This window comes from Methylobacterium sp. WL8 (genome assembly GCF_008040045.1).
In the GTDB taxonomy this organism is placed as follows: Bacteria; Pseudomonadota; Alphaproteobacteria; order Rhizobiales; family Beijerinckiaceae; genus Methylobacterium; species Methylobacterium cerastii.
Genome location: NZ_VRVF01000045.1, coordinates 12201 through 36258, shown reverse-complemented (window position 1 = coordinate 36258; position 24058 = coordinate 12201). Strand labels below are relative to the sequence as shown.

The 24058-nt window shown below is 71.7% G+C and carries 24 protein-coding genes; 14 read left to right on the top strand and 10 right to left on the bottom strand.

Annotated features, from left to right (window positions below; genetic code table 11):
- Window positions 1–109: 109 nt before the first annotated feature.
- Together phnN and FV234_RS16435 are read right to left on the bottom strand one after the other, a co-directional pair.
- Window positions 110–664: a phosphonate metabolism protein/1,5-bisphosphokinase (PRPP-forming) PhnN gene (phnN, locus tag FV234_RS16440; protein ID WP_147763504.1), complete on the bottom strand. Its 555-nt coding sequence runs from the start codon at window positions 662–664 to the stop codon at window positions 110–112.
- Window positions 664–1806: an alpha-D-ribose 1-methylphosphonate 5-triphosphate diphosphatase gene (locus tag FV234_RS16435; protein WP_147830403.1), complete on the bottom strand. Its 1143-nt coding sequence runs from the start codon at window positions 1804–1806 to the stop codon at window positions 664–666. The genes phnN and FV234_RS16435 overlap by 1 nt, the downstream gene beginning before the upstream one ends.
- Before the next feature lie 323 nt (window positions 1807–2129).
- Between FV234_RS16435 and FV234_RS16430 the strand changes: the two genes are divergently transcribed.
- Window positions 2130–3404 carry an FAD-dependent oxidoreductase gene (locus FV234_RS16430; protein ID WP_147830401.1) on the top strand — a complete coding sequence of 425 codons (1275 nt, stop codon included), beginning with the start codon at window positions 2130–2132 and terminating at the stop codon, window positions 3402–3404.
- 256 nt (window positions 3405–3660) lie between these two features.
- Here the strand turns inward: FV234_RS16430 and FV234_RS16425 are convergent, their stop codons facing one another.
- The 3 genes from FV234_RS16425 to FV234_RS16415 form a co-directional block, all read right to left on the bottom strand.
- Window positions 3661–4326, bottom strand: a complete 666-nt coding sequence (locus tag FV234_RS16425) for a DUF1045 domain-containing protein (protein ID WP_147830399.1) — start codon at window positions 4324–4326, stop codon at window positions 3661–3663.
- 82 nt (window positions 4327–4408) lie between these two features.
- The gene (locus tag FV234_RS16420) at window positions 4409–4642 is read right to left on the bottom strand and encodes a hypothetical protein (RefSeq protein ID WP_147752645.1); all 234 of its coding nucleotides are present in this window, start codon (window positions 4640–4642) and stop codon (window positions 4409–4411) included.
- Between the two features lie 78 nt (window positions 4643–4720).
- The gene (locus FV234_RS16415; protein ID WP_147763508.1) at window positions 4721–5395 is read right to left on the bottom strand and encodes an isochorismatase family cysteine hydrolase; all 675 of its coding nucleotides are present in this window, start codon (window positions 5393–5395) and stop codon (window positions 4721–4723) included.
- 362 nt (window positions 5396–5757) lie between these two features.
- On the opposite strand from FV234_RS16415, the gene FV234_RS16410 reads away from it, so the two are divergent.
- The 6 genes from FV234_RS16410 (at window position 5758) to FV234_RS16375 (ending at window position 13997) form a co-directional block, all read left to right on the top strand.
- Window positions 5758–6756, top strand: a complete 999-nt coding sequence (locus tag FV234_RS16410; protein ID WP_147763509.1) for a hypothetical protein — start codon at window positions 5758–5760, stop codon at window positions 6754–6756.
- A 48-nt stretch (window positions 6757–6804) separates the two neighbouring features.
- Window positions 6805–8169, top strand: coding sequence for an 8-oxoguanine deaminase (locus FV234_RS16405; protein ID WP_147763510.1), 1365 nt, complete (start codon window positions 6805–6807; stop codon window positions 8167–8169).
- Window positions 8169–9836, top strand: a complete 1668-nt coding sequence (locus tag FV234_RS16395; RefSeq protein ID WP_187273706.1) for an ABC transporter ATP-binding protein — start codon at window positions 8169–8171, stop codon at window positions 9834–9836. Before FV234_RS16405 ends, FV234_RS16395 begins: the two co-directional genes overlap by 1 nt.
- 705 nt (window positions 9837–10541) lie before the next feature.
- Window positions 10542–11627: an ABC transporter permease gene (locus tag FV234_RS16385; protein ID WP_147763512.1), complete on the top strand. Its 1086-nt coding sequence runs from the start codon at window positions 10542–10544 to the stop codon at window positions 11625–11627.
- A gap of 325 nt (window positions 11628–11952) precedes the next feature.
- A complete protein-coding gene (locus FV234_RS16380; RefSeq protein WP_147815570.1) occupies window positions 11953–12879 on the top strand; it encodes an ABC transporter permease in 927 nt (308 codons plus the stop codon).
- A gap of 47 nt (window positions 12880–12926) precedes the next feature.
- Window positions 12927–13997 (top strand): BMP family ABC transporter substrate-binding protein, encoded by a 1071-nt coding sequence (locus tag FV234_RS16375; protein ID WP_147763514.1) that lies wholly within the window; start codon window positions 12927–12929, stop codon window positions 13995–13997.
- An 89-nt stretch (window positions 13998–14086) separates the two neighbouring features.
- Here the strand turns inward: FV234_RS16375 and FV234_RS16370 are convergent, their stop codons facing one another.
- From FV234_RS16370 to uraD, 3 genes are all read right to left on the bottom strand, one after another.
- Window positions 14087–14338: a hypothetical protein gene (locus FV234_RS16370; RefSeq protein WP_147763515.1), complete on the bottom strand. Its 252-nt coding sequence runs from the start codon at window positions 14336–14338 to the stop codon at window positions 14087–14089.
- 40 nt (window positions 14339–14378) lie between these two features.
- Window positions 14379–14600 carry a hypothetical protein gene (locus FV234_RS16365; RefSeq protein ID WP_147763516.1) on the bottom strand — a complete coding sequence of 74 codons (222 nt, stop codon included), beginning with the start codon at window positions 14598–14600 and terminating at the stop codon, window positions 14379–14381.
- A gap of 83 nt (window positions 14601–14683) precedes the next feature.
- Complete coding sequence (gene uraD / locus FV234_RS16360) at window positions 14684–15568, bottom strand: 2-oxo-4-hydroxy-4-carboxy-5-ureidoimidazoline decarboxylase (RefSeq protein WP_147763517.1); 885 nt, start codon at window positions 15566–15568, stop codon at window positions 14684–14686.
- A 162-nt stretch (window positions 15569–15730) separates the two neighbouring features.
- On the opposite strand from uraD, the gene FV234_RS16355 reads away from it, so the two are divergent.
- The 7 genes from FV234_RS16355 to FV234_RS16325 all read left to right on the top strand — a co-directional run bounded on the left by FV234_RS16355 (window position 15731) and on the right by FV234_RS16325 (window position 23439).
- Window positions 15731–17131, top strand: coding sequence for a nucleobase:cation symporter-2 family protein (locus FV234_RS16355; protein ID WP_147830397.1), 1401 nt, complete (start codon window positions 15731–15733; stop codon window positions 17129–17131).
- A gap of 28 nt (window positions 17132–17159) precedes the next feature.
- Complete coding sequence (pucL, locus tag FV234_RS16350) at window positions 17160–17999, top strand: factor-independent urate hydroxylase (protein ID WP_147763519.1); 840 nt, start codon at window positions 17160–17162, stop codon at window positions 17997–17999.
- A gap of 294 nt (window positions 18000–18293) precedes the next feature.
- Window positions 18294–18557 carry a hypothetical protein gene (locus FV234_RS16345; protein ID WP_187273705.1) on the top strand — a complete coding sequence of 88 codons (264 nt, stop codon included), beginning with the start codon at window positions 18294–18296 and terminating at the stop codon, window positions 18555–18557.
- 193 nt (window positions 18558–18750) lie between these two features.
- Window positions 18751–19863 carry a BMP family ABC transporter substrate-binding protein gene (locus FV234_RS16340; RefSeq protein WP_147763520.1) on the top strand — a complete coding sequence of 371 codons (1113 nt, stop codon included), beginning with the start codon at window positions 18751–18753 and terminating at the stop codon, window positions 19861–19863.
- 426 nt (window positions 19864–20289) lie between these two features.
- Entirely contained in the window at window positions 20290–21447 is a 1158-nt protein-coding gene (locus FV234_RS16335; protein WP_147763521.1) for an ABC transporter permease, read from the top strand.
- 19 nt (window positions 21448–21466) lie between these two features.
- Window positions 21467–22390: an ABC transporter permease gene (locus FV234_RS16330; RefSeq protein ID WP_147763522.1), complete on the top strand. Its 924-nt coding sequence runs from the start codon at window positions 21467–21469 to the stop codon at window positions 22388–22390.
- A gap of 8 nt (window positions 22391–22398) precedes the next feature.
- Complete coding sequence (locus FV234_RS16325) at window positions 22399–23439, top strand: formamidase (RefSeq protein ID WP_147830395.1); 1041 nt, start codon at window positions 22399–22401, stop codon at window positions 23437–23439.
- A 5-nt stretch (window positions 23440–23444) separates the two neighbouring features.
- Here the strand turns inward: FV234_RS16325 and FV234_RS16320 are convergent, their stop codons facing one another.
- The gene (locus FV234_RS16320) at window positions 23445–23759 is read right to left on the bottom strand and encodes a BrnA antitoxin family protein (RefSeq protein WP_147763524.1); all 315 of its coding nucleotides are present in this window, start codon (window positions 23757–23759) and stop codon (window positions 23445–23447) included.
- Window positions 23740–24045 carry a BrnT family toxin gene (locus FV234_RS16315; protein ID WP_147763525.1) on the bottom strand — a complete coding sequence of 102 codons (306 nt, stop codon included), beginning with the start codon at window positions 24043–24045 and terminating at the stop codon, window positions 23740–23742. The genes FV234_RS16320 and FV234_RS16315 overlap by 20 nt, the downstream gene beginning before the upstream one ends.
- Window positions 24046–24058 lie beyond the last annotated feature (13 nt).

The following is a 24058-nucleotide window of genomic DNA, read 5'->3' as shown; positions in this document are numbered from 1 at the left end:
ATTCGGTCGGTGGCCCGAACAACAGGCCGATCGCCGCCTTGGTTGCCTCCGCCTGGAAAGACGTACACGGCGGTCGTGCCGTAAGCCTGCGCGCGTTCGCAGCCATCGGTCAGCGCCGTCCGGCGCGATCGAGAAGGATCGCGACGAAGTTGGCCGTCGCGATGCTGCGCTCGCTGTCGTTGACGACGGTGGCGTCGGCCTCCGCCGGCACCGCGCGTGCCAGCCGCGCGCCGAGATCGCCGTCCTCGGGGCGGTCGCGGGCGGCGAGCCGTGCGGCCAGGGTCTCAGGGGCTGCCGTGATCGCGACGACGTGGACGCCGGGGAGCATGCGGCGCGCCGCCTCGATCACCCGGCGCGAGATGTTGCACACCACAATGCGCCCGCGCGCGGCTTCTTCCAGCGCATCGGGCGGGATCGCGTAGCCGAGGCCGTGGACGCGCCAATGCAGGGGGAACGCGCCGGCCGCGGCGGCACGCGAAAAATCTGCTTCGGCGATCTCGGCGTTGTCCTCGTGGGCGGAGGGCGGCCGGGTCACGAGGCGGCGCGGGAACACGAAGGGCGGGTCGCCGGCCAGCCGCGCGCGGGCGGCGGCGATCACCGTATCCTTGCCGGCCCCGCTCGGGCCGACCACGAGGACGAAGCCGCCGATCGGACGCTCTGCCATCACATAACCCGTGTGCCGGCGCGCCAGACCTCGCGGACGACGGGCACCCCTTGCGCCATCCGCATGCGGACGAGGTCGGCGCGCAGGCCCGGGGCGATCCGGCCGCGGTCGTCGAGGCCGGTGGCGCGGGCCGGGTTGGCCGTCACCGTGGCGATGGCGGCGGCCAGGTCGATGCCGGGCACGCGCCCGGGCAGCTGGAACGCCGCCATCAGCAGGCTCGCCGGCACGTAGTCGGAGGACAGGATGCCGAGTAGGCCGGCCTCGGCCAGTTCCTGCGCCGCCACGTTGCCGGAATGGGAGCCGCCGCGGATCAGGTTGGGCGCCCCCATCATCACAGTGATGCCGGCCGCGTGCGAGGCCTCGGCCGCCGCGCGGGTGGTCGGGAACTCGGCGAGCGCCACCGACTCGGCCTTCGACATCGCCACGTCGGCGAGCGTCGTGTCGTCGTGGCTCGCCAGCGGAATGCCGTGCGCGCGCGCCAGCGCCAGAAGGATCGGGCGGTTCCGGGCGTTCCGGGCGGCGCCGTCGCGGATCTTGCCCGCGGTGCCGGCCCGGATCGCCTCGATCGGCCGGCCGCCGCGTCCGGCATACTGGTCGTACTTCGCCATGTCGCGGAACTGCCGCTGGCCCGGCGTGTGGTCCATCAGCGAGATCAGGCCGACGGGGTGGCGGGCGACGAAATCGCGCACGGTGTCGATCACATCGGCGGAAGGAATCTCGCAGCGTAGGGGCGTCAGGTGCTCGGCCCGGAACAGGCCGGCGGCGCGGGCGTCGGCGATGGCCTGCGCCAGGGTGTCGAACTCGGAGCCGAGGCCGCCGCCGTCCGGGTCGGTGCCGGCGCGCAGCGAATCGAACACGGTGGTGATGCCGGACGCCGCGATCTGCGCATCGTAGGCGAGCACGGCGCCCAGCTGGTGCCAGCGCACGCGGGGGCGCGGCGCGTAGTGGCTTTCCAGGTGATCGGTGTGCAACTCGACCAGGCCGGGGACGAGGTGGTCGCCGGAGAGATCGACGCCGCGCCCGGGTGCCCGGCCCTCGCCGAACTCGGCGATGCGTCCGCCGGCCATCGCGAGCCAGCCGGCGACCACCCGATCGGGCAGGACAAGATGCGCGTTTTCGAGGATTTCGACTCGGTCCGCCATCGCTCCGCCGTCTCCGCTGATATCGCGCCTGTTTATTTCACCGCCGCGCGAAAACCCGCTACGTCCACGATCCGCGTCGCCGCCGCCTTGTGCATGTCTCCGGGATCAGCACTTGGTAGAACAGGACCTAGCCCTCCGCGAGCGGCGTCGCCTGATCGTCGGGGGGGTGGCCGTTGTCGAGCGTTCGCTCGAACATGGCATAGACGTCGGTCTTCGTGTCCCGGGAACGAATCCCGTCGCCCGGCGGCATTGCCTGCGGCGCCCCGCGCTCGCTACGGACCCTCGGCGCGGGCTGCGAGCGCCTGAGACAGGAGACCGGACGGATGACGGCACCCTCGGCCCGCCACGTGGTGATCATCGGTGCCGGCGCGGTCGGGAGCGTGAGCGCGCTCGAATGCCTGCGCGCCGGCCACCGGGTCACGGTGGTCGATCCGGGCGAGCCCGGCGGGGAGCAGGCGTCGAGCTACGGCAACGCCGGCTGGCTCTCGTCGCACTCGGTGATCCCGCCGGCGGAGCCTGGCATCTGGAAGCGCGTCCCGTCCTACCTCGCCGACCCGCTCGGACCGCTGGCGATCCGCTGGCGCTACCTGCCGCGGGTGCTGCCCTGGCTGGTGCGCTACATCTGGGCGGCGCGGAGCGGACGCCAGATCGCGGACACGGCGCGGGCGTTGCGCACTCTGCTCGTGGACGCGCCGCGCCTCCATGCCGGCCTCGCCGAGGAGGCCGGCCTCGGCCACCTGATCGAGCGGCGCGGCCTGCTCCACGTCTACCCCGACCGCGCCGCCTTTGCGGCCGACGCGGCCGCCTGGGCGATCCGCCATGCGGTCGGCGTGCGGTGGCTCGAGCTTTCGGCCGACGAGCTGCGCCAGCGCGAGCCGACCCTGCACCGCCGCTACACCTTCGGAGTCATGGTCGAGGAGGCGGGCCATTGCCGCGATCCGGGCAGCTACGTCGCGGGGCTTGCCGACCTCGCGCGTGCCCGCGGCGCCACCCACGCCCGCACCCGCGCCACTGGGTTCCGCCTCGACGAGGGCCGGCTCGTGGCCGTTGAGACCGAAGCCGGCGCGATCCCGTGCGACCGGGCGGTGGTCGCCGCTGGCGCCCGGTCGGGCGCGCTAACCGCATCCCTCGGCGACCGGCTGCCGCTGGAGAGCGAGCGCGGCTACCACGTGATGATCGCCGACGCCGAGGCCGGGCCGCGCACCCCGGTGATGGCCTCGGACGCCAAGATGGTGGTCAACGCCATGGCGGGCGGCCTACGCGCGGCGGGGCAGGTCGAGTTCGCCGGGCTCGACGCGGCACCGAACTGGAAGCGCGCCGAGATCCTGCGCGACCACCTGACCAGCATGTTCCCGGACCTGCCCGAGACCGTGCCGGCCAAGCGCATCCGGATGTGGCTCGGCCATCGCCCGAGCATGCCGGACGGGCGGCCCTGTATCGGCCGCGCCCGGCGGACCGCGGACGTGGTCTACGCCTTCGGCCACGGGCATGTCGGCCTCGTCGGCTCGGCACGCACCGGGCGCCTCGTCGCGCAGCTCGTCGGCGGAGAGGCCCCGGAGATCCCGCTGGCGCCGTTCGATCCCCGGCGCTTCCTGTAAGGCGGCGGTACACCGCACACGCGTTTCCCTCCCGCGCAGAGGGGGGAGGGAAGAACGTACCGGGCCGCTCCGCACCTTCCTGCCGATCAGCGGGAGCCGACGTTCGACGGCATCGCGAAGCGGTTCGCCGGAAGCCGCAATCCGTAGCGGTGCATCAGATCCTCGACGATGAGCATGCGTCCCGCCCGCCGCAAGCGACGCGCCGGGAGACCTGCCTCACGCGTCCGTAGGCGCGTGGCCGTGTCTCGGCGCCCGTCTACAGTTCGAACGGAAACCGCCGCACGATGCGGAACGGCGCCGCGCCGTGCTGGCGCAGCAGCGTGATCGCGTCGATCGTCAGGGAGAGCGGCGGGCAGCTTGCCGCCAAGCGGGCGCGCCAGGCCTCGCGGGCGTCGTCCGCGAGGCGGCCGGTCAGGGTCATGTGGAAACGGAACGCCTCGAAGACGTGCGCATAGCCCCAGCGATCGAAGAGCGCACGGCGGCGCGGGTCGAGGTCCTTGGGGCGGCGCCGCGCCCGCTCGGTCGGGGTCAGAGGCGCCCGGAACGGGTCGTGGGCGGCGACGCATTCGGCTGCGAACAGGCCAAGTTCCGGCGGCGGCGCGGTGGGCACCAGGGCGACGAAGTCCCCCAGCAGGACGACCGCGAGCGGCCCGATCGGCAGGAGAGAACGGGCCTGCACCAGGTCGGTGCAGGCCGCGACCAGGTCGTCCTCGCTTCGGCCGGGGGCGAGGCGCATCGGGGCCTTCAGCGTCGCGTGGAAGCCGTAGACCCGCGGCGCCGCGGTGACGGCGGCGAGCGCTGCGCGGTCGGCCGGATCCCAGTCCGGCGGGGGCGTGTCGCCCAGGATCGCGTCGCCGAAGGCGGCCAGCGCTGAGCCGGGTTCGGGCGTCACGTAGAGCGCGTAGCGGGTCGGGGCGTCCACGGGGCCACTCGCTGCGGGCGTGACCGGGGTCGCGGCCCGCCGCGGATAAAACCCGGCCGCCGCTTCGGCAAGGCGTGGCTGCTCAGCCCCGCGGGATCGGGCGGTTGCGGCAGGCGGCGCGATATTGCTGCCGGCGCAGGCCGCGCAGGTTCCGGCGGTCGGCTTCCTGGGTGCAGGCGATCTTGCGGTCCGCCTTGTTCAGGCTCTTCGTGCCGCTCGACGGCACGTCCGTCGGCGCAGGCGCGGTGTAGGATTGGGCGAGACCTGCCGTCGTCAGCAGTGCGAGAACCAAGCTGCTTGCCAAGACTGTACGCATGCGACGAACTCCTGATTGCCGATCGCGCCGGCGGGGCAATAACCGGGCCAAGCTTGGCCGGGGGTCGATGCCGATCGTTCAGGGGGCGCCCGCGGCCAGCGCGGCGACGACGCGGCCCGAATCCGAGACCCATCCGAAGATGCCGCCCTGCGCCACGATCATCGCGAGGCCTGCCGCGTGGAAGGCCGGAATATACGAGCCGCAGGCATCCGACACCACAAGGCAGCGGTAGCCGCGGTCGTTGGCCTCGCGCACCGTGGTGTGGACGCAGACCTCGGTGGTGACGCCGCAGACGATCAGCGTGGCGATGGCGCGCGCAGTCAGGATCTCCGCGAGGTCGGTGGCGTAGAACGCGCCCTTGCCCGGCTTGTCGATCACGGGCTCGCCCGGCAGGGGCGCGAGGGCGGCGACGATGTCATGTCCGGGTTCGCCACGGATCAGGATGCGGCCCATCGGCCCGGGCGCGCCGATGCGGGCCGAGGGCGCGCCGCGCTCGATCTTGGCAGCTGGCGCGTCCGACAGGTCGGGACGGTGCCCCTCGCGGGTGTGGACCACGAGGAGTCCGGCCTGCCGTGCCGCCGCGAGCAGCGCCTGTGCCGGCGGCACGGCGACGGCCAGCAGCGAGACGTCGTTGCCGAGGCTTTCGCCGAACCCGCCGGGCTCCAGGAAGTCGCGCTGCATGTCGATGATGACCAGCGCCGTCGTCGCAAGGTCGATCGCCAGCGGTGCCGGCTCGGCGTCCACGGTCACCATGGCGAAGGGTCTCCCGTCGTGCGGCCGACTCGGCGGCGCGCGACCCCGACGATGTCGTCCGACGGCGGGAAACGCATCCACAAAGATTGTCCGGCGCTGCTTCAATAGTGTGCGGGCGCTGCCGCCGCGATGGGCGACGACCACGGAACGTGGCGGGCGCGGTCCCGTCGGGGCCGCGGTCGCGGCCGTCCCGCCTTGGCTCCCGGCCAAGCCGTCACGACACCCGCGAGAGCGGGCGCCACAGGTAGGCCGGCGAATCTGTTGCCGAATTATGACTCGGCCGGCGCGTCTGCCCCGGTTGGCACGCGCTGGCATATCGGTTGCTGCCTGCTCGACGGATTTTCGGCACGGAGACGGCAGCCATGATCGCTCGAACCCTCGTTGCAGCGGCCCTGTCGCTCGGATTTGTCCAGGCCGGCGCGGCGGCCGACCTCGACGCGAAGAAGGCCGCGGTGGAGGCACCCGCCAAGGAGGCGCCGTTCTTCCTCTTCGCCGACACGCAGTTCAGCTATCGCTACCAGTTCCCGACCGTGTCGCCGGGCGTGCAGATCCAGAAGGCCGACGGGAGCTTCCGCAGCCGCGAGGCGCCCAAGCAGATCTACAACATCTCGCATGCCGACGCCTGGGCCTACGGCACGAACTTCTTCTCGCTCGACATCCTGAAGTCGGGCTCGCAGTTCCCGGCCGGCACCACGAACCCGCCCGGCAGCGTCGGCGCGCCGTTCTTCGCCGACTACGGCAACACCGAAGCCTACGGCCTGTATCGCGGCACGCTGAGCCTCAACGCGATCACGAACTCCAAGGCGTTCACGCTGCCCGGCATCGTGAAGGACGTGTCCCTCGCCTTCGGGTTCGACGCCAACTCGCAGAACGACGCGTTCGGCTCGAAGAAGCGCGACGTGGTCGGCGGCCTCAACTTCTCGTTCGACGTGCCGGCCGGCTTCCTCAACCTGTCGGTCCATGCCTACAAGGAGTGGAACCGCAACGGCTTCAACCTGCAGCCCGACCGCGACCAGAGCTTCGACGTCGTGCCGGAATTCGAGCTGGTCTACAATTTCCCCCTCGGCTTCACCAACCTGCCGTTGAGCCTCACCGGCTTCAACAACATCGTTCTGCCCAAGGGCCGCGGCGTTCAGAACACCGCCGACTTCGCCTTCAACCCGAAGCGCGGCCTCGAATTCCTCTCGCGCACCAACCTGGTGCTCGACGTTGGCAAGCTCATCTACGACCAGCCCAACAAGGTCGATGCCTTCATCGGCTTCCAGTACTGGCTGAACAAGTTCGGCAACGTCGAGACGGCGACGTTCAAGGGAACGGAAGAGAAGAGCTTCCTCGCCGGCGTCGCATTCCACATCTTCTGATCGCGGCTGGATCGTCGGTCGAGCGACCGCAACGGAATGGGAGACGGCATGACGGGATCCGACGCGAAGCTCCGGCGCCTGTGGGTCCGCGATCCGCTGGCGATCCTCGCGGAGGGGGCGGCCGGGGGCGTCGTGGTCGAGGGCACCCGCGTCGTCGAGTGCGTGGCGGCCGGCGCCAGGCCGGCCGCGCCGGTGGACGAGACTTTCGACGCGGCGCGGCATGTGGTGATCCCGGGGTTGATCAACACCCACCACCATTTCTTCCAGACGCTGACGCGGGCCCACCCGCTGGCGATCAACAAGCCGCTGTTTCCGTGGCTGAAGGCGCTCTACACGGTCTGGGACAAGATCACCCCCGACGCGTTCCGCCTCGCCACGCGGCTCGCCTACACCGAGCTCCTGCTCTCCGGCTGCACCACGGCGGGGGACCACCACTACCTCTACCCGAAGGGCCTGGAGGATTCCGTCGACGTGCAGGTCGACGAGGCGCAGGCCCTGGGCATCCGCGCCTTCGTCACCCGCGGCTCGATGAGCCTGTCGGTGAAGGACGGCGGCCTGCCGCCCGAGTGCCTGACGCAGGACGACGACACCATCCTCGCCGACAGCGAGCGGGTGCTGAACCTGTTCCACGACCCCAAGCCCGGCGCGATGGTGCGGATCGGGCTGGCGCCGTGCTCGCCCTTCAACGTCACCAAGCGGCTGATGCGCGAGAGCGCGGGCCTCGCCGACCGCTACGATTGCCAGCTCCACACCCATCTCGGCGAGACGCTGGACGAGGACGCCTACTGCCTCGAGATGTTCGGCCAGCGCCCGGTCGACTACCTCGAGGAGGTCGGCTGGATGAGCCCGCGGGCCTGGCTCGCGCACGGCATCCACTTCAACGACGACGAGGTCCGGCGTCTCGGCAAGGCCGGCGTCGGCGTGTGCCACTGCCCGACCTCGAACATGACCCTGGCGTCTGGCCAGTGCCGCACCTGCGAGCTGGAGGCGGCGGGCTCGCCGGTGGGCCTCGGCGTCGACGGCTCGGCCTCGAACGACAGCTCCAACCTGATGGAGGGCGTGCGCCACGCCCTGATGATCAACCGCCTCACCTATGGCGCCGAGCGGGTGACGCATCTCGACGCCCTGCGCTGGGCCACCGAGGGCTCGGCCCGCTGCCTCGGGCGCGACGACATCGGCCGGATCGCGCCGGGCCGCGAGGCGGACCTGGCGCTGTTCACCCTGGACGAGTTGCGCTTCTCCGGCGCGCACGATCCCCTGGCCGCGCTGGTCCTCTGCGGGGCGCACCGCGCCGACCGGGTGATGGTCGCGGGGTCGTGGCGGGTGGTCGACGGCCACCCCGTCGGCATGGACACGAGGAAGCTCCGCGAGGAGCACGGCCGGCTCGCCCTCAGCCTCCTCGGCGACGCCTGATGGCGGGCGTGCCGTCGAACGCCGCCGGGACCGGCGTCGGCATCGGTACGAGCACCGACACCGGCACGACCACCAGCATCGGCACAAGCACAAGCATAAACAGCGGCACAACCACAAACACCGGCACAACCACCAGCACCAACACAGGCATCGGCACCGCGCCGCTCTACGGGGCCTACGGCGTCGTCAAGCGCTTCGGCGACTTCACCGCCAACGACGGCGTCGACCTCGAGATCCGGGCCGGCGAGATCCACGCGCTGCTCGGCGAGAACGGCGCCGGCAAGTCGACCCTGATGAAGATCCTCTACGGGCTGCTGGAGCCGACCGAGGGCGTCGTCACCCACCGGGGCGACATCGTGCGGCTGGCGAGCCCCGAGGCGGCCCGCGCCATCGGGATCGGCATGGTGTTCCAGCACTTCTCGCTGTGCGAGAACCTGACGGTGGCCGAGAACATCGCGCTGGTGATGCCCAAGGGCCTGTCGGGCAAGGCGCTGGCCGAGCGGATCGCGGCGCTCGGCGCCACCTACGGGTTGCATCTCGATCCCGGCCGGCCGGTCTGGTCGCTCTCGGCCGGCGAGCGCCAGCGCATCGAGATCGTGCGCTGCCTGCTGCAGGACCCGCGCCTCGTCATCCTCGACGAACCGACCTCGGTGCTGACGCCGGGCGAGGCCGAGCTGCTGTTCTCCGTGCTGGAGCGGCTGCGCGACGAGGGCCGGGCGCTGCTCTACATCTCGCACCGCCTCGACGAGGTGCGCCGGCTCTGCGCCCGCGCCACCATCCTGCGCCACGGGAAGGTCGTCGGCGCCTGCGACCCGCAAGGCGAGAGCGCCCGCTCGCTCGCCGCCCTGATGGTCGGGGCGCAGGTCGGCGCGGTCACCGGCCGCGCCGGCACGGCGCCGGGCCCCGAGCGCCTCGTCCTCGACGGGTTGTCCCTGCCGGCGCCGGGTCTGCACGGGACGGCGTTGCGCGACATCCGCCTGTCGGTCCGCGGCGGCGAGATCCTGGGCGTCGCCGGCATCGCCGGCAACGGGCAGGCGGAGTTCTTCGCCGCCCTCTCCGGGGAGACGACCGCCGCACGACCCGAAACCGTGGTCGTCGACGGCGCCGCCGTCGGGCGGCTCGGCATCAACGCCAGGCGGCGCCGCGGCGCGGCCTTCGTGCCGGAAGAACGCAACGGCCACGCGGCGGCGCCCGAGATGAGCCTGTCGGAGAACGCGGTGCTGTCGCGCCACGCCACCGCGCCGCTCGCGCGCCTCGGCCTGCTCCGGCGCGGGGCGGCGCGCGCGCTGGCGGCCTCGGTGATCGCCGCCTTCGACGTGCGCAAGGCTGGCCCCGACCCCGCCGCCGGGACGCTCTCGGGCGGCAACCTGCAGAAGTTCGTCGTCGGGCGGGAGATCCAGGCGGAGCCCGGCGTGCTGGTGGTCAACCAGCCGACCTGGGGCGTCGACGCCTCGGCCGCCGCCCGCATCCGCCAGGCGCTGATCGACCTCGCCGCCCGCGGCGCCGCGCTCCTGGTGATCAGCCAGGACCTCGACGAGCTGTTCGAGATCGCGAGCCGGGTCGCGGTGCTGCATGCCGGAACGCTCTCGGCCCCGGTGCCCGTCGGCGAGACCACCCGCGAGGCGGTGGGGCTGCTGATGGGCGGATCGGAGGCCGCGCATGTCTAGCGCCGCATCCGTTCGCTCATCCGCGGTCGCCGCGAAGTCGTTCGACGCGCGACGCGGCCCCCACTCCCGTTCGGGAGAGGGTCGGGGTGAGGGGTTCAGGTCTTTCCGGATGGGTCGCACCCCTCACCCTGGCCCTCTCTCGGACGGGCGAGGGGACCCGCGCATCCCCTCGCCCCGCCTGCGGGGAGAGGGCCGCGACGCCCTCGTCGTCGCGGCGAGGCGGCAGCCGACGGTGAGGGGGCTTCGACGGAGAAGCCTCAACCGGCACCACCCCCTCACCGCCGCTTCGGCTTCGCCTGCGCTTCCCGGCTGCACGACAAGGTGCAGCCGGGCCTCTCCCCGCCCGCGGGGAGAGGGGGGTCGCACTGCCCACTCCGAATTCCTGCAAGAATCCTCGGACGCCTGGCTCGTCGATGCGAGCCGGCCGCCGCGCATCCCCTTGCCCCGCCTGCGGAGAGAGGGCCGCGACGACCTCGTCGTCGTCGCGGCGAGGCGGCAGCCGACGGTGAGGGGGCTTCGACGGGTGAGCCTCAACCGGCACCGTCCCCTCACCGCCGCTTCGGCTTCGCCTGCGCTTCCCGGCCGCACGACGCGGTGCAGCCGGGCCTCTCCCCGCGTGCGGGGCGAGGGGGGTCGCACCGTGCACTCCGAATCCCTGGCGGCGATGTCTGGACCCAGCCTCTTTCCGGTCACCCCGAGCCTGCCATGCGCCTCGATCTGAGCCCGCGCGCCCGGCGCTCGGCCGTGCTGTCGGCGCTGTCGCCGGTGATCGCCTTCGCGGGGGCCGTGCTCGTCGGCGGGGTCGCGGTGGCGCTGCTCGGCGTCGCGCCGGGCGCCGCGTTCATGACCTATTTCGTCACTCCCTTAAGCGAGGTCTGGTCGCTGCAGGAGGTGGCGCTGAAGGCCGCCCCGCTGGCGCTCATCGCCACCGGGCTCGCCTTCTGCTTCCGGGCGAACCTATGGAACATCGGCGCCGAGGGCCAGTTCGTGGTCGGCGGCCTGGCCGGGGGCTGGATCGGCGTCGCGACGCAAGGGGCGGAGGGGTTCACCCTTTGGATCCTGCCGGCGATGCTGGCGGCGGGCACGCTCGCGGGCCTCGCCTACGCGATGATCCCGGCGATCCTGAAGGTCCGGCTCGGCGTCTCGGAGATCCTGACCAGCCTGATGCTGGTCTACGTCGCCGAATTGCTGCTCGACTACATGGCCCGCGGCCCCCTGCGCGATCCGGCCGGCTTCAACTTTCCGCAGAGCGTGCCGTTCGATCCGGCGGCACGGTTGCCCTACCTGATGGAGGGCGACACGCTGCATGCCGGGGTGCTAGTCGCGCTGCTGGCCGTGGTCGTCGCGACCGTGGTGCTCGCCCGCACCCTGTTCGGCTTCGAGGTCCGCGTCGTCGGCGCGGCGCCGCGGGCCGCGCGGTTCGCCGGCTTCAGCGATGCGCGGCTGACGCTCGCCGCCTTCGCGATCTCCGGCGCGGCGGCGGGGCTCGCCGGCATCGTCGAGGTCGCGGGCCGGATCGGCCAGCTCCAGCCGACGATCTCGCCGGGCTACGGCTTCACCGCGATCATCGTCGCCTTCCTCGGGCGGCTGTCGCCGCCGGGCATACTGGTCGCCGCCGGGGTGATCGCGCTGACCACGATCGGCGGCGAGGCGGCGCAGATCGACCTGAAGCTGCCGCTCGACCTCACCCGCGCGTTCCAGGGGCTGCTGCTCGCCTTCGTGCTCGGGGCCGACGTGCTCGCCCGCTACCGCATCCGGCTCGTGCCGGGCGGTCCGCGGCGGACCGCGTGATGGACCGTCTCTCGAAGCCCGTGCCCGCACTGCGCCTTCCGTCCCCCCGCTGCGGGCTGGGCGATCGCAGAGGGCGATGTGCCCTTCGGAAACCCGCCGGCAGCACCGCGTCATCCCGGGGCCGCGTAGCGGAGACCGGGATCCAGAACCGCAGGTCGCGCCGGACTTGGCACCGTCGGCGGCTCTGCATTCCGGGCTCGCCTGCGGCGCCCCGGAATGACGGCGCGGTGCCGTCTGCCATCGTCCTCCCCCGCTCCAGGGGGAGGGCGGCGCGCCGAGCGGGACGCGTGTCGCACCCCCGCACGGTGGCAACAGGAGTCCGGCGATGAGTCTCGACATCGTCCAGATGGTGCTCGTCACCGTGCTGACGGCGGCGACGCCGCTGATCCTGGCCGCGGTCGGCGAGCTGGTGGCCGAGCGCTCCGGCGTGCTCAACCTCGGCACCGAGGGGATGATGGTGCTCGGCGCCGCCGCCGGCTTCGCGGTGGCCACCGAGACGAACTCGACGCTTCTCGGCGCCCTCGGCGGGGCCGGCGCCGGGCTCGCGCTGTCGGCGCTGTTCGCGGTGCTCACGGTCGGGTTGGCGGCCAACCAGGTGGCGTCGGGCCTCGCCCTGACGATCCTCGGCCTCGGGCTCTCGGGCCTCGTCGGCACCGGCTATGTCGGGATGAAGCGCGATCCGGCGCCGCATCTGCACGTGGCGGGCCTGAGCGACCTGCCGGTCGTCGGCGACCTGCTGTTCTCGCAGGACGCCTTCGTCTACGCCGCGATCCTGCTGGTGCTCGGGGTGTGGTGGTTCCTCGGCCGGACCCGCGCCGGGCTGGTGCTGCGCGCCATCGGCGACGACCACACCGCGACGCACGCGCTCGGGCTGCCGGTGCGCCGGGTCCGGGTGCTGGCCGTGCTGTTCGGCGGCGCCTGCGCCGGGCTCGCCGGGGCTTACCTGTCGCTGGCCTACACGCCGTTCTGGTCGCCGGGCATGACCGCCGGGCGCGGCTGGATCGCGCTGGCGCTCGTGGTCTTCGCCTCGTGGCGCCCCTTGCGCGTGGCGGCCGGCGCGCTGCTGTTCGGCGGCGCGACGGTGCTGCAGCTCCATGCCCAGGCCGCGGGCCTGGGCCTGCCGGGGCAGGCGCTGTCGGCGCTGCCCTACCTCGCGACGATCCTGGCCCTGGTCTTGCTGTCCCTCGGGCGGCGCCAGGGCGGCTCGCTGGCGCCCGCCGCCCTGGGCCGCGAATTCACGCCACACCGCTGAAGGCGGGGGCCATCGTAGGGGTAATGACCTTGGGGATACCGACGACCATGCGGACGATCACGCGGACGATCACTGCCGCCATCCTTGCGGCCCTCCTGCTCGCACCCGCCGCGCAGGCCGACGACAAGCTCAAGGTCGGCTTCGTCTACGTCGGCCCGGTGGCCGATTACGGCTATTCCTACCAGCACGACCTCAGCCGCAAGGCGCTCGAGGCGGCGATGCCCGGTAAGGTCGAGACCACCTATCTCGAGAGCGTGCCGGAGGCCGACAGCGAGCGCTCGATCGAGAAGCTGGCGCGCTCGGGCGCCAAGCTGATTTTCACCACCTCGTTCGGCTTCATGGAGCCGACCCTGAAGGTCGCCAAGAAGTTCCCGAACGTGAAGTTCGAGCACGCCACCGGCTACAAGCGCAGCGCCAACGTCTCGACCTACTCGGCCCGCTTCTACGAGGGTCGCTACGTCTGCGGGAAGATCGCCGGAACGCTCTCGAAGTCCGGCACCGTCGGCTACATCGCCTCGTTCCCGATCCCCGAGGTGGTGAGCGGCATCAACGCCTTCATGCTCGGCGCGCAATCGGTGAACCCGAACATCAAGCTCAAGATCGTCTGGGTGAACACCTGGTTCGATCCGGGCAAGGAGGCGGAGGCGGCCAAGGCCCTGCTGGCGCAAGGGGCCGACATCCTGACCCAGCACACCGATTCCGCGGCCCCGCTGCAGGAGGCCGAGAAGGCCGGCAAGCTCGCCTTCGGCCAATCCTCCGACCAGGCCCGCTTCGCCCCGAAGGCGCAGCTGACCGCCATCACCGACGACTGGGACGGCTACGTGATCAGCGAGGCCAAGGCGGTGCTCGACGGGAGCTGGAAGAGCCACGACACCTGGGGCGGCATCAAGGACGGCATGGTCGTGCTCGCGCCCTTCGCCAACATGCCCGACAGCGTGAAGGCGATGGCCGAGGCGACCAAGGCCGACATCGCATCGGGCAAGCTCCACCCCTTCGCCGGCCCGGTGACGAAGCAGGACGGCACGGTGGCCGTGAAGGCGGGCGAGAGCGCGCCCGACACGATGATTTTGGGCATGAACTGGTACGTGAAGGGCGTCGACGACAAGCTGCCGCAATAGGCGGCGGCTCTTCCCTCCCCCCTCTCCGGGGGGGGGAGATGTGGGTCATGCCTTGAGGCCGGCGGTCCTCATCGGCGGCGTTACGCGCCTCAATAGCGCGGCGGTGGCGGCATCCGTTCGCCTGACGACGGCGTGTCGCCCTCGATCCCGCCCGTGCGCGGCGGCACGGGCACCGCGTCGCCGTCGCGGACGGCGTTCATTTCGTTGCGGGGGCCGGCGAGTCCTTCGGTGCCGCCCGGCGCCGTCGCCGGGTCGCTCCCCGCCGGGGCGCCCGTCGATTGGGCGAAGGCGGGTCCACTGAAGGCGGCGAGGGTCAGGGCGGTGAGCAGGACGCGGCGCATCGTCGGGGGTCTCCGTGGTCGAAGGGAAGTGGACGGCGGCTCAGCGTCGATGGCGATGGCGGCGCATCCGGCGCCGGCCGTAGGCGTCGCCGCTGCGGATCGCCTCCATCCGGTTGGCCGGCCCGGCCCGACCGATCGCGCCGCCGGGCGCCGTCGCGGCCTCGCGCCCGGCCGGGGCGCCGACGGACTGCGCGGACGCGGCGCCCGCGAGCCCGCAGCCGAGGCAGAGCGAGAGGATCAGGACGCGGGTCGAACGCAGCATGGGAGAATTCCTCGTCTGTCTGCGCCGTCAACGCGCGAGGGCCGCGCCGGTGCGCAGCCGGGAGGACGAATTTGGTAGACCCGTCAGCTGCCGCGATAGGTCTGGTAGCTCCACGGCGTCGCCACCAGCGGCACGTGATAGTGCCCCTCCGGGTCCGAGACGCCGAAGCGCAGCGGCACGACGTCGAGGAAGGGCGGCTCGGCGAGCGCGAGGCCCTGGCGCCGGTGGTGATCGCCGAGCGCGAAGCGCAGCTCGTAGACCGCGATCGGCACCGGGCGCCCGGCCACGAGCGGCGCGTCGGTGCGTCCGTCGGCGTTCGTCACCGCCCGCGCCACCAGGGCCGTCTCGGTCTCCGACACCACCTCGTGCAGGCTCACCGCGACGCCTTCCGCCGGCCGCCCGCTGACGGTGTCGAGCACGTGCGTCGAGATCCGGCCCGTGGTCCTGAGCGGTCCGTCGCCGGAGACCAGCGCGTTCAGGCGGATCGCGGCGATGCGGAACACTTCGGCTTCCGCCGTCCGCCGCTCCGTCGCGGCGTCGGATTCGAGGCGCGCGGCGAAGGCGGAGAGCAGCGAGGCCCGACCGTGCCGCCTGACGCACAGGATGAAGGGCAGCCCGAATTTGTCCTGGTAGGCCGCGTTGAGCGCCGCGAAGCGCGCGACTTCCGCATCCGACATCCGGTCGAGGCCGGCCGCGGCCTGCTCGGCCACCGAATCGGGGGCCATGGTGCCGTCCCGCGCGGCCCGTCCGGCGAGCTCGGGATGGCCCGCCAGCAGCGCGAGGCGGGTCGTGTCGGAGGCCGTCTCCACGGCGCCGCGCATGGCGGCATGCAACGCCGCGACGCTGGCGAAAGGCCGCGCGCCGGCCGCCTCTCGCGCCACCCAGGATGCGTGCTCGAACACCCCGCCGAGGGCCGCCACGAAGTCGGCCTCTTGCATCGTGTTCAGGTCGGCCAGGGGGATCGTCATCGGGCCTCGCGCGCATCGGGTCTTCCGGGCCGACGGTAGCAGGCAACGGGCCACGCGGTGCGATCGGCGGCCGCAGAGGCGCTGGCTCGGCCCTGGCACATGGCTTGCGCGGGAAAAAGTCCTGCGGCCGGACCGATCCGGCGGCCCCCGGAGCGTTCGCCGATGTCGAGCACCGCCCACCCGGATGTCCTGCCCGCGAGCGGACCGGTGCCGCTCGCGCCCGCCGTCGCGCCGGTCGCCCGGGTCGGCGCCCTGGCGCTCGCGCTGCTGGGCCTCCAGCACGTGCTGGTGATGTATGCCGGCGCCGTCGCCGTGCCGTTGATCGTCGGGCGCGCCCTCAAGCTGGCGCCGGAGCAGGTGGCGATGCTGGTGAGCGCCGACCTGTTCGCGGGCGGCCTCGCCACGCTGGTGCAGAGCTGGGGCCTGCCCGGTGTCGGCATCCGCATGCCGGTGATGATGGGCGTCACCTTCGCCGCCGTGACGCCGATGATCGCCATGGGCGCGAGCCCCGAGATCGGGCTCACCGGCATCTACGGCGCGGTGATCGCCGCCGGGCTGTTCGCGTTCCTGGTGGCGCCGCTCGTCGGGCGGCTGCTGCCGCTGTTCCCGCCGGTGGTCACCGGCACGATCATCCTCGTCATCGGCATCTCGCTGATGCGGGTGGGCGTGAACTGGGCGGCGGGCGGCGTCGGCAACCCGAACTACGGCGCGCCGGTCTTCCTCGGCATCAGCGCCTTCGTGCTGTGCGTGATCCTGGCGATCACCCGCTACGGCACCGGCTTCGTCGCCTCCGCGTCGGTACTGGTCGGCATCGTCGTCGGCACGCTGGTGGCGGGCGCCTTCGGGCTGGCCGACCTCTCGCACGTGGCGACCGCCGGCTGGTTCGACGTGGTGGGGCCCTTCGCCTTCGGGTGGCCGACCTTCGATCCGGTCTCGGTGGTGACGTTGTGCATCGTCATGGTCGTGGTGATGATCGAGTCGACCGGCATGTTCCTGGCGCTCGCCGAGATCTGCGCCGACCCGGTCGACGAGGCGCGCCTGACCAAGGGCCTGCGCGCCGACGGGCTCGGCACGATGATCGGCGGGGTGTTCAACACCTTCCCCTACACGTCGTTCTCGCAGAACATCGGCCTCGTCGGCGTCACCGGCGTGCGCACCCGCTACGTCGCGGTGGTCGGCGGCGTCATCATGCTCGGGCTCGGGTTGATCCCGAAGCTCGCGGCCCTGGTCGAGGCGGTGCCGCAATGCGTGCTCGGCGGCGCCGGCCTCGTGATGTTCGGCATGGTCGGCGCCACCGGCGCGCGCATCCTCGGCGCGGTCGACTTCGCGCGCAACCGCAACAACCTGTTCATCGTCGCCGTCTCGGTCGGCTTCGGGATGATCCCCCTGGTGGCGCCGAACTTCTTCAAGCAGATGCCGCACGCGCTGCACCCGCTGCTCGAATCCGGCATCCTGCTCTGCGCGATCGCCGCGGTGGCGCTGAACCTGTTCTTCAACGGGCTCGGCAGCACCGCCGACGCCCGCGACGCCGCCCTGCGCCAGGCCGCCGCCGCCGAGCACTGACGCGTCCAGACCCGAACCGGAGACCACCATGCCGCTCACCGCCTCGACCTACGGCAAGGGCCGCGTCCGGGTCATGCGGTTGACCCGCGCGGGCGACCACCACACCCCGCGCGAGCTCACCCTCACCGTGCTGATGAAGGGCGCCTTCGACGCCGCCTGGACGGCGGGCGACAACCGCGCCTGCGTCGCCACCGACAGCGTCAAGAACATCGTCAACGTCACCGCGGCCAAGAACCTGTCCCTCGACAAGGAGGGCTTCGTCGAGGCGGTCGCCGCCGTGTTCCTCGAGACCTACCCGCAGATCGAGGAGGTCACGATCGAGGGGCAGGAGACGCGCTGGCTCCGGCACGCCATCGGGCCCGAGCCGCACGGCCACACCTTCACGCTCGACGGCAACGGCACCGGATTCGTCCGGCTCGTGGCAAGCCGCGGTGCGAGGGTGCTGCAATCGGGCCTGCGCGACTTCACCTTCATGAAGACCACGCAATCGGGCTGGTCCGACTTCGTCGACGACGGCTACCGCACCCTGCCCGACACCACCGACCGCATCGCCGCCACCGCCATGGACGCGACCTGGACCTGGACGCGGGCGCCGGCCGACTACGCCACCGCCAACGCCGAAATCCTCGCGCGGCTGCTCGCGGTGTTCGGCACCACCTACAGCTTCGGCGTGCAGGACAGCATGTACCGGATGGGCGAGGCGGCCCTGGCCGCGATCCCGGAGATCGCCGAGATCGGCTTCGCGATGCCGAACAAGCATTACATCCCGATCAACCTCGCGCCGTTCGGCCTGGAGAACGCCAACGCGGTGTTCCTGCCCACCGACGAGCCGCACGGACAGATCGTGGCGACGATCGCCCGAGGGTAGAATTCCGCGCGTCGGGTGCCGAACCGCACGCTCTGGGAAAGAGGCGTGCCAAGTGCCGAATCTGCGGGCATGCGGCACTGCATCATCGGTTAAGACCCTGATTGGGAACGGATTTTTCGGCTATCTTCGTTGCCGCCGACCCACCGCGAGGCGCCCGCCCGCGGTATTGGCGAAAAATACGACCAAAACTTCAGCATTCGCAGCCCTTTCCAAAGGCAGCTCTGGTGAAAATCTAGGATCGATAAGATCGGCCGCCGTGGGCGGCCGACCGGACTCGAACCTCGGACGGCTCCCATGACCGCACGCCTGATCCTCGGCACCGCCCTCGGCCTCGCCCTCTCCACCACCGCCTTCGCGCAGAGCTTCACCGCCCCCGCCGGCATCCCGGCCGCCCTCGCGCCCGGCGGCCTCAAAGGCCGTGCCGCCGTCCCGAACGCTCTCGACGCCGCCGGCCACGCCCCGCGCGGCTACGGGCGCGACGTCTACGGCGCCGACGACGGCCTCGTCACCGGATCGCTGCGCGACGCCCGCGACGCGCGGGCCTATCGCGGCCGCTAAGGTCGGCCTCGAACGCCGCCGCGACCTTTGCCGAAAAGAGTCGCAGCGGCAGGACTGATTTTGAGCGACGAGGCCGATCCGATCGCGGGTCGCGCTCAGCCGCCGCGACGGCGGCGATGCCGAAAATCTCGGCTTCGCCGGTGTTGCGGCCAAGCCTAGACTTCGCCCCGCAATCGGGACGGAGCAGGCGGCCTTGGCAGATCACGCGGCAGACCATTCGCTTTCGCGCAGGCATCTCCTCGGGGGCGCCGCCGCCCTCGCGCTGGCGCCGCTGTCCCGGGCTCGCGCGGCCGGCACGCTCACCGCCGGCTTCATCTATGTCGGGCCGAAGGACGATTACGGCTACAACCAGGCCCACGCTCTCGCCGCCAAGGCCTTGAAGGGCATGCCCGGGCTCGAGGTCACGGAGGAGGAGCGCGTCCCCGAGACCAACGCCGTCGAGAAGACCATGGAGAGCATGATCGCCCTCGACGGGGCGAGCCTCCTGCTCCCGACCTCGTTCGGCTATTACAGCCCCTACATGGTCGCCGAGGCGAAGAAGAACCCCAAAATCCAGTTCCGCCATTGCGGCGGGCTGTGGACCGACAAGGACCCGAAGAACGCCGGCTCCTACTTCGGCTACATCGCGCAGGGGCAGTATCTCAACGGGATCGTGGCCGGCCACGCCACCAAGTCGAAGAAGGTCGGCTTCGTCGCCGCCAAGCCGATCCCGCAGGTCCTGAACAACATCAACGCCTTCCTGCTCGGTGCGCAGAGCGTCGACCCTTCGATCACCTGCCAGGTGATCTTCACCGGCGAGTGGTCGCTCGCGGTCAAGGAGGCCGAGGCCACCAACGCGCTGATCGACGGCGGCGCCGACGTCATCACCTGCCACGTCGACAGCCCGAAGGTGACGGTGGAGACCGCCGCGCGCCGGGGCGCCTTCGTCTGCGGCTACCACGTCGACCAGTCGCCGCTGGCGCCGCAGAAGTACCTCACCGGGGCCGAGTGGAACTGGCTGCCGATCTACAAGGGCTTCGTCGAGGCGATGCAGGCCGGGAAGGTGCCGGAGAACTTCGTCCGCGGCGGCCTCGCCGACGGCTACGTCAAGATGAGCCCCTACGGCCCCGGCGTGAGCGATGCGGCGCGAAAGAACGCGGACGCGGTCAAGGCCGAGATGATGAAGGGCGGCTACCAGATCATCAAAGGCCCGCTCAAGGACAATGCCGGCAAGGAGATCCTCGCCGCCGGCCAGGGCTACCCCGAGAAGGCGCCCGAGCTGGAAAGTACGAACTACCTCGTCGCGGGCGTGAAGGGCTCGGTCTGAGGGATCGTTTCCCGCGCCCGCGGAGGCGACACGATTCACACCTCGCCGCGTCTGGCGGTTCGCTTTGCGCGCATCCCCTTTCCCGCGCGGGGAGAGGGCTTTGCCGACCTCGTCGTCGGAAAAGCGAGGCGGCAGCCGACGGTGAGGGGGCCGAGCCGAAGGAGGCTCCTCCGTCGGCACCCCCCTCACCTCCGCTTCGGCTTCGCCTTTCGCTCCCCGGCTGCACGACGGGGTGCCGCCGGGCCTCTTCCCGCCCGCGGGGAGAGGGGGGGACCCGCGCGTGATCCGATGCCGTGACGAAATCGGCGAGGTGGGTAGCCCCTGCGTGAGAGGAAGCGGACGGCCTTCGATCCGACGGGGTCGGAGAAGCTGGCACGCTTCCTGCCGCAGGGTTTGCGGGATCGTGGAACCGAAGGACGGTGCGGGATGGTCGCGGACGCCGCTGTGGCACCGGTCGAGGTGATCGAGGGCCCTTCCCGGGGCCTCCAGGTCCGCGCCTGGCTGGCGCGGCGCTCGGAGGCGTTCCTGATCCCGGTCGGCGCGGCGCTCGCCGGCTTCGTGCTGTTCGGCCTGTTCCTGGCGGCGCTCGGCAAGTCGCCGCTCCAGTTCGTCGACATCGTCTATCGCGGCGGCTTCGGCTCGCCCTTCGCCCTCGGCAACAGCCTGCAGCGCGCCGCGCCCCTGCTGTTCGCCGCGCTCTGCGTCGCGCTGCCCGCCCGCCTCGGGCTCGTGGTGATCGGCGGGGAGGGGGCGATCGTGCTCGGCGGCCTCGGCGCGGCGGCGGCGGCCCAGCCGCTGGCCGCGTTGCCGCCCGCGCTCGCGATTCCGCTGATGGCGCTCGCCGCCGCCCTCGTCGGCGCGGTCTGGATCGGGGCCGTCGGCTTCCTTCAGGCCTATCGCGGCGTCAACGCCACCATCGCGAGCCTGCTCTTGTCCTATATCGCCATCGCGCTCTCCAACCACCTGATCGAAGGCTGGCTGCGCGATCCGGCGAGCCTCAACAAGCCCTCGACGTTGCCCGTCGGCGACGCCTTCATGCTGGCGCCGATGCCGGGGATCGGGGTGCATTGGGGCCTCGGGGTCGGCGTCCTGTCCTGCCTCGTCGCCTACGTGCTGATGGACCGCACGACGCTGGGCTTCGCCGCGCGGATCGCCGGCGGGAACGTGCGCGCGGCCCAGATCCAGGGCCTGCCGGTCGGGCGCCTGATCGTCGGCTTCACCGCGCTCGGTGGCGCCTTCGCGGCGTTGGCCGGGTTCTTCGAGGTGGTCGCGGTGCAGGGGACCGCCAACGGGACGCTGGCGGCCGGCTACGGCTACACCGGCATCCTCGTCGCGTTCCTCGCCCGCCAGAACCCGATCGCGATCATGCCGGTCGCGTTCCTGCTCGGTGGGATCGAGGCGTCGAGCGGGCTGATCCAGCGCCGGATGCAGCTGCCCGACGCCACCGTGCTGGTGCTCGAAGGGCTGCTGTTCCTCGTGGTGCTGGCCAGCGAGACGCTCTACGGGCGCCTGCACCTGTTCAGCCCGCACCTGTGGGCGACCAAGCGCGCGGTCGCCGCCCTGCCGGCGGGGGCGCCGGCATGACCACGGCGGGGAGCATGCGATGAACGGCGACCTCGGGCTCTGGAGCGTCCTGATCGCGGTGGTCGGCGGCGCGATCCGCGTCTCGACGCCGTTCCTGTTCGTCAGCCTCGGCGAGACCATCACCGAGCGCTCGGGGCGGATCAACCTCGGGCTTGAAGGCACCCTCGTGTTCGGCGCCATGTCGGCCTACGCCACCGCCGTGCTCACCGGCTCGCCCTGGGCCGGCGTCGCGGTGGCCGGCCTGGCCGGCGGCGCCTTCGGGCTGCTGCACGGGTTCGTCTGCCGCCTACCGCGGGTCAACGACGTGGCGGTCGGCATCGCGCTGATGCTGTTCGGCACCGGGCTGGCCTTCTTCTTCGGCAAGGCCTTCATCCAGCCCTCCGCCCCGCCGCTGCCGGCGATCCCGTTCGGGTTCTGGTCGGACGTGCCGCAGATCCAGGCGGCGTTGCGCGTCAACGTGCTGTTCCTGGCGGGCGCCGCGCTCTCCGTGTTCCTGTGGTGGGCGTTCCGCAACACCAAGGCCGGGCTGATCGTGCGCGTCGTCGGCGACAGCGCCGACGCGGCGCGCGCCATGGGCTACGACGTCGACCGCGTGCGCCTCTACGCGACGGCCGCCGGCGGCGTGCTCGCCGGGATCGGCGGCGCCTACCTGTCGTTGTACTATCCGGGCTCGTGGAACGAGGGGATCTCGTCGGGCCAGGGGCTGATGGCGGTGGCGCTCGTCATCTTCGCCCGCTGGAACCCGCTCGCGTGCTTCGCCGCCGCCCTGCTGTTCGGCGGCGCCGGGGCGCTCGGCCCGGCGCTGCAATCGGTCGGCGTCACGCAGGGCTACTACCTGTACTACGCAGCCCCCTACGTCCTCACGCTCGCCCTGCTGATCGCCACCTCGTCGCCCGACCGGGCGCTGACCGGCGCGCCGGGCGAGCTCTCCCTCTCGAAATAGGGTTTCTCATGAATGGTCTCGGCGGCCTGAACAAATCCCCGAACGGCGTCGTCCTCGGCCTGGTGCAGCTCAAGCTGCCGCGGATCGAGACGCCGGCCGACCTGGCGGCGCAGACCGACCGGATCGTCGCGATGGTGGCCAAGGCGCGGGCGAACCTCGCGACGATGGACCTCGTGGTGTTCCCCGAATACGCACTCCACGGCCTCTCGATGGACACGCGGCCCGAGCTGATGTGCCGGATGGACGGGCCGGAGGTGGCAGCCTTCCGCAAGGCCTGCGTCGACAACCGGATCTGGGGTTGCTTCTCCATCATGGAGTTCAACCCGCACGGCGCGCCCTACAACACCGGCCTGGTCGTCGACGATACCGGCGCGGTGAAGCTGTACTACCGCAAGATGCACCCCTGGGTGCCGGTGGAGCCGTGGGAGCCGGGCGACCTCGGCATCCCGGTGATCGACGGTCCGAAGGGCGCCAAGCTCGCGCTGATCATCTGCCACGACGGCATGTTCCCGGAGATGGCGCGCGAATGCGCCTACAAGGGCGCCGAGATCATGATCCGCACGGCCGGCTACACCGCGCCGATCCGCGAATCCTGGCGCTTCACCAACCAGTCGAACGCCTTCTGCAACCTGATGGTCACCGCCAACGTCTGCCTGTGCGGCTCGGACGGCACCTTCGACTCGATGGGCGAGGGCATGGTCTGCAACTTCGACGGGGCGATCCTCGCCCACGGCACCACCGGCCGCGTCGACGAGATCATCACCGCGGAGGTCCGGCCCGACCTCGTGCGCGAGGCCCGCATCCACTGGGGCGTCGAGAACAACATCTACCAGCTCGGCCACCGCGGCTACACGGCGGTGAAGGGCGGCGCGCAGGATTGCCCCTACACCTACATGCACGACCTCGCGGCCGGCCGGTACAGGGTGCCCTGGGAGGACCAGGTCCGGACCGTGGACGGCACCGCCTGCGGCTTCCCCGCGCCGACCCGCTCCTACGGCGCCGGGCAGACGAACCCGAACGCATCCGCCGCGCGGGAGGCGGCCGAGTGAGGGCCTCAGCCCTTCTTCAGCGCCGCCATCATCTCGCGGCGCAGGATCGCGTTGATGCGCGTCTGGTAGCCCCGCCCGGGCGCGCGCAGCCACGCCAGCACGTCGGCATCGATCCGCACCGTCGTGGAGGTCTTCACCGGCCGGTAGAACGGGTTGCGCACGGCGTTCGCCCAGAACGCCTCGGTCAGGGGCGGGATGTCGCCGTCGTCGATCGCCTCGTCCGGCATCGCCGCGCGTGCCTTAAGCTCCGTCTTCTGCGTCTCGGTGAGGGGCGGCGGGTTGGCGAGGTCGATCTCGTAGCTAACAAGCTTCGTCTTCATAGCTTCGCCTTTCCGAACGATCGGCCTTGCGGGCGGAGATGATGCGGACGACCTCGATCTCCTCGCCGGCTTCGGTCGCCTCACGGATCGTGTGGACGACGACGAGCACCCGGATCGCGTCCGCCATCCCGACGATCCGCCACCGCAGCTCCCGATCTTCGATCCGATCCGCCGAGGTGATCGCGAACGGGTCCGTGAAGACGCGCGCTGCCGTCTCGAACCGCACCCCATGCCTGCGCAGCTTGGACGCGGCCTTGTCGGGATCCCATTCGAAGCGCGTCGTCACGTCGAAATTGTCA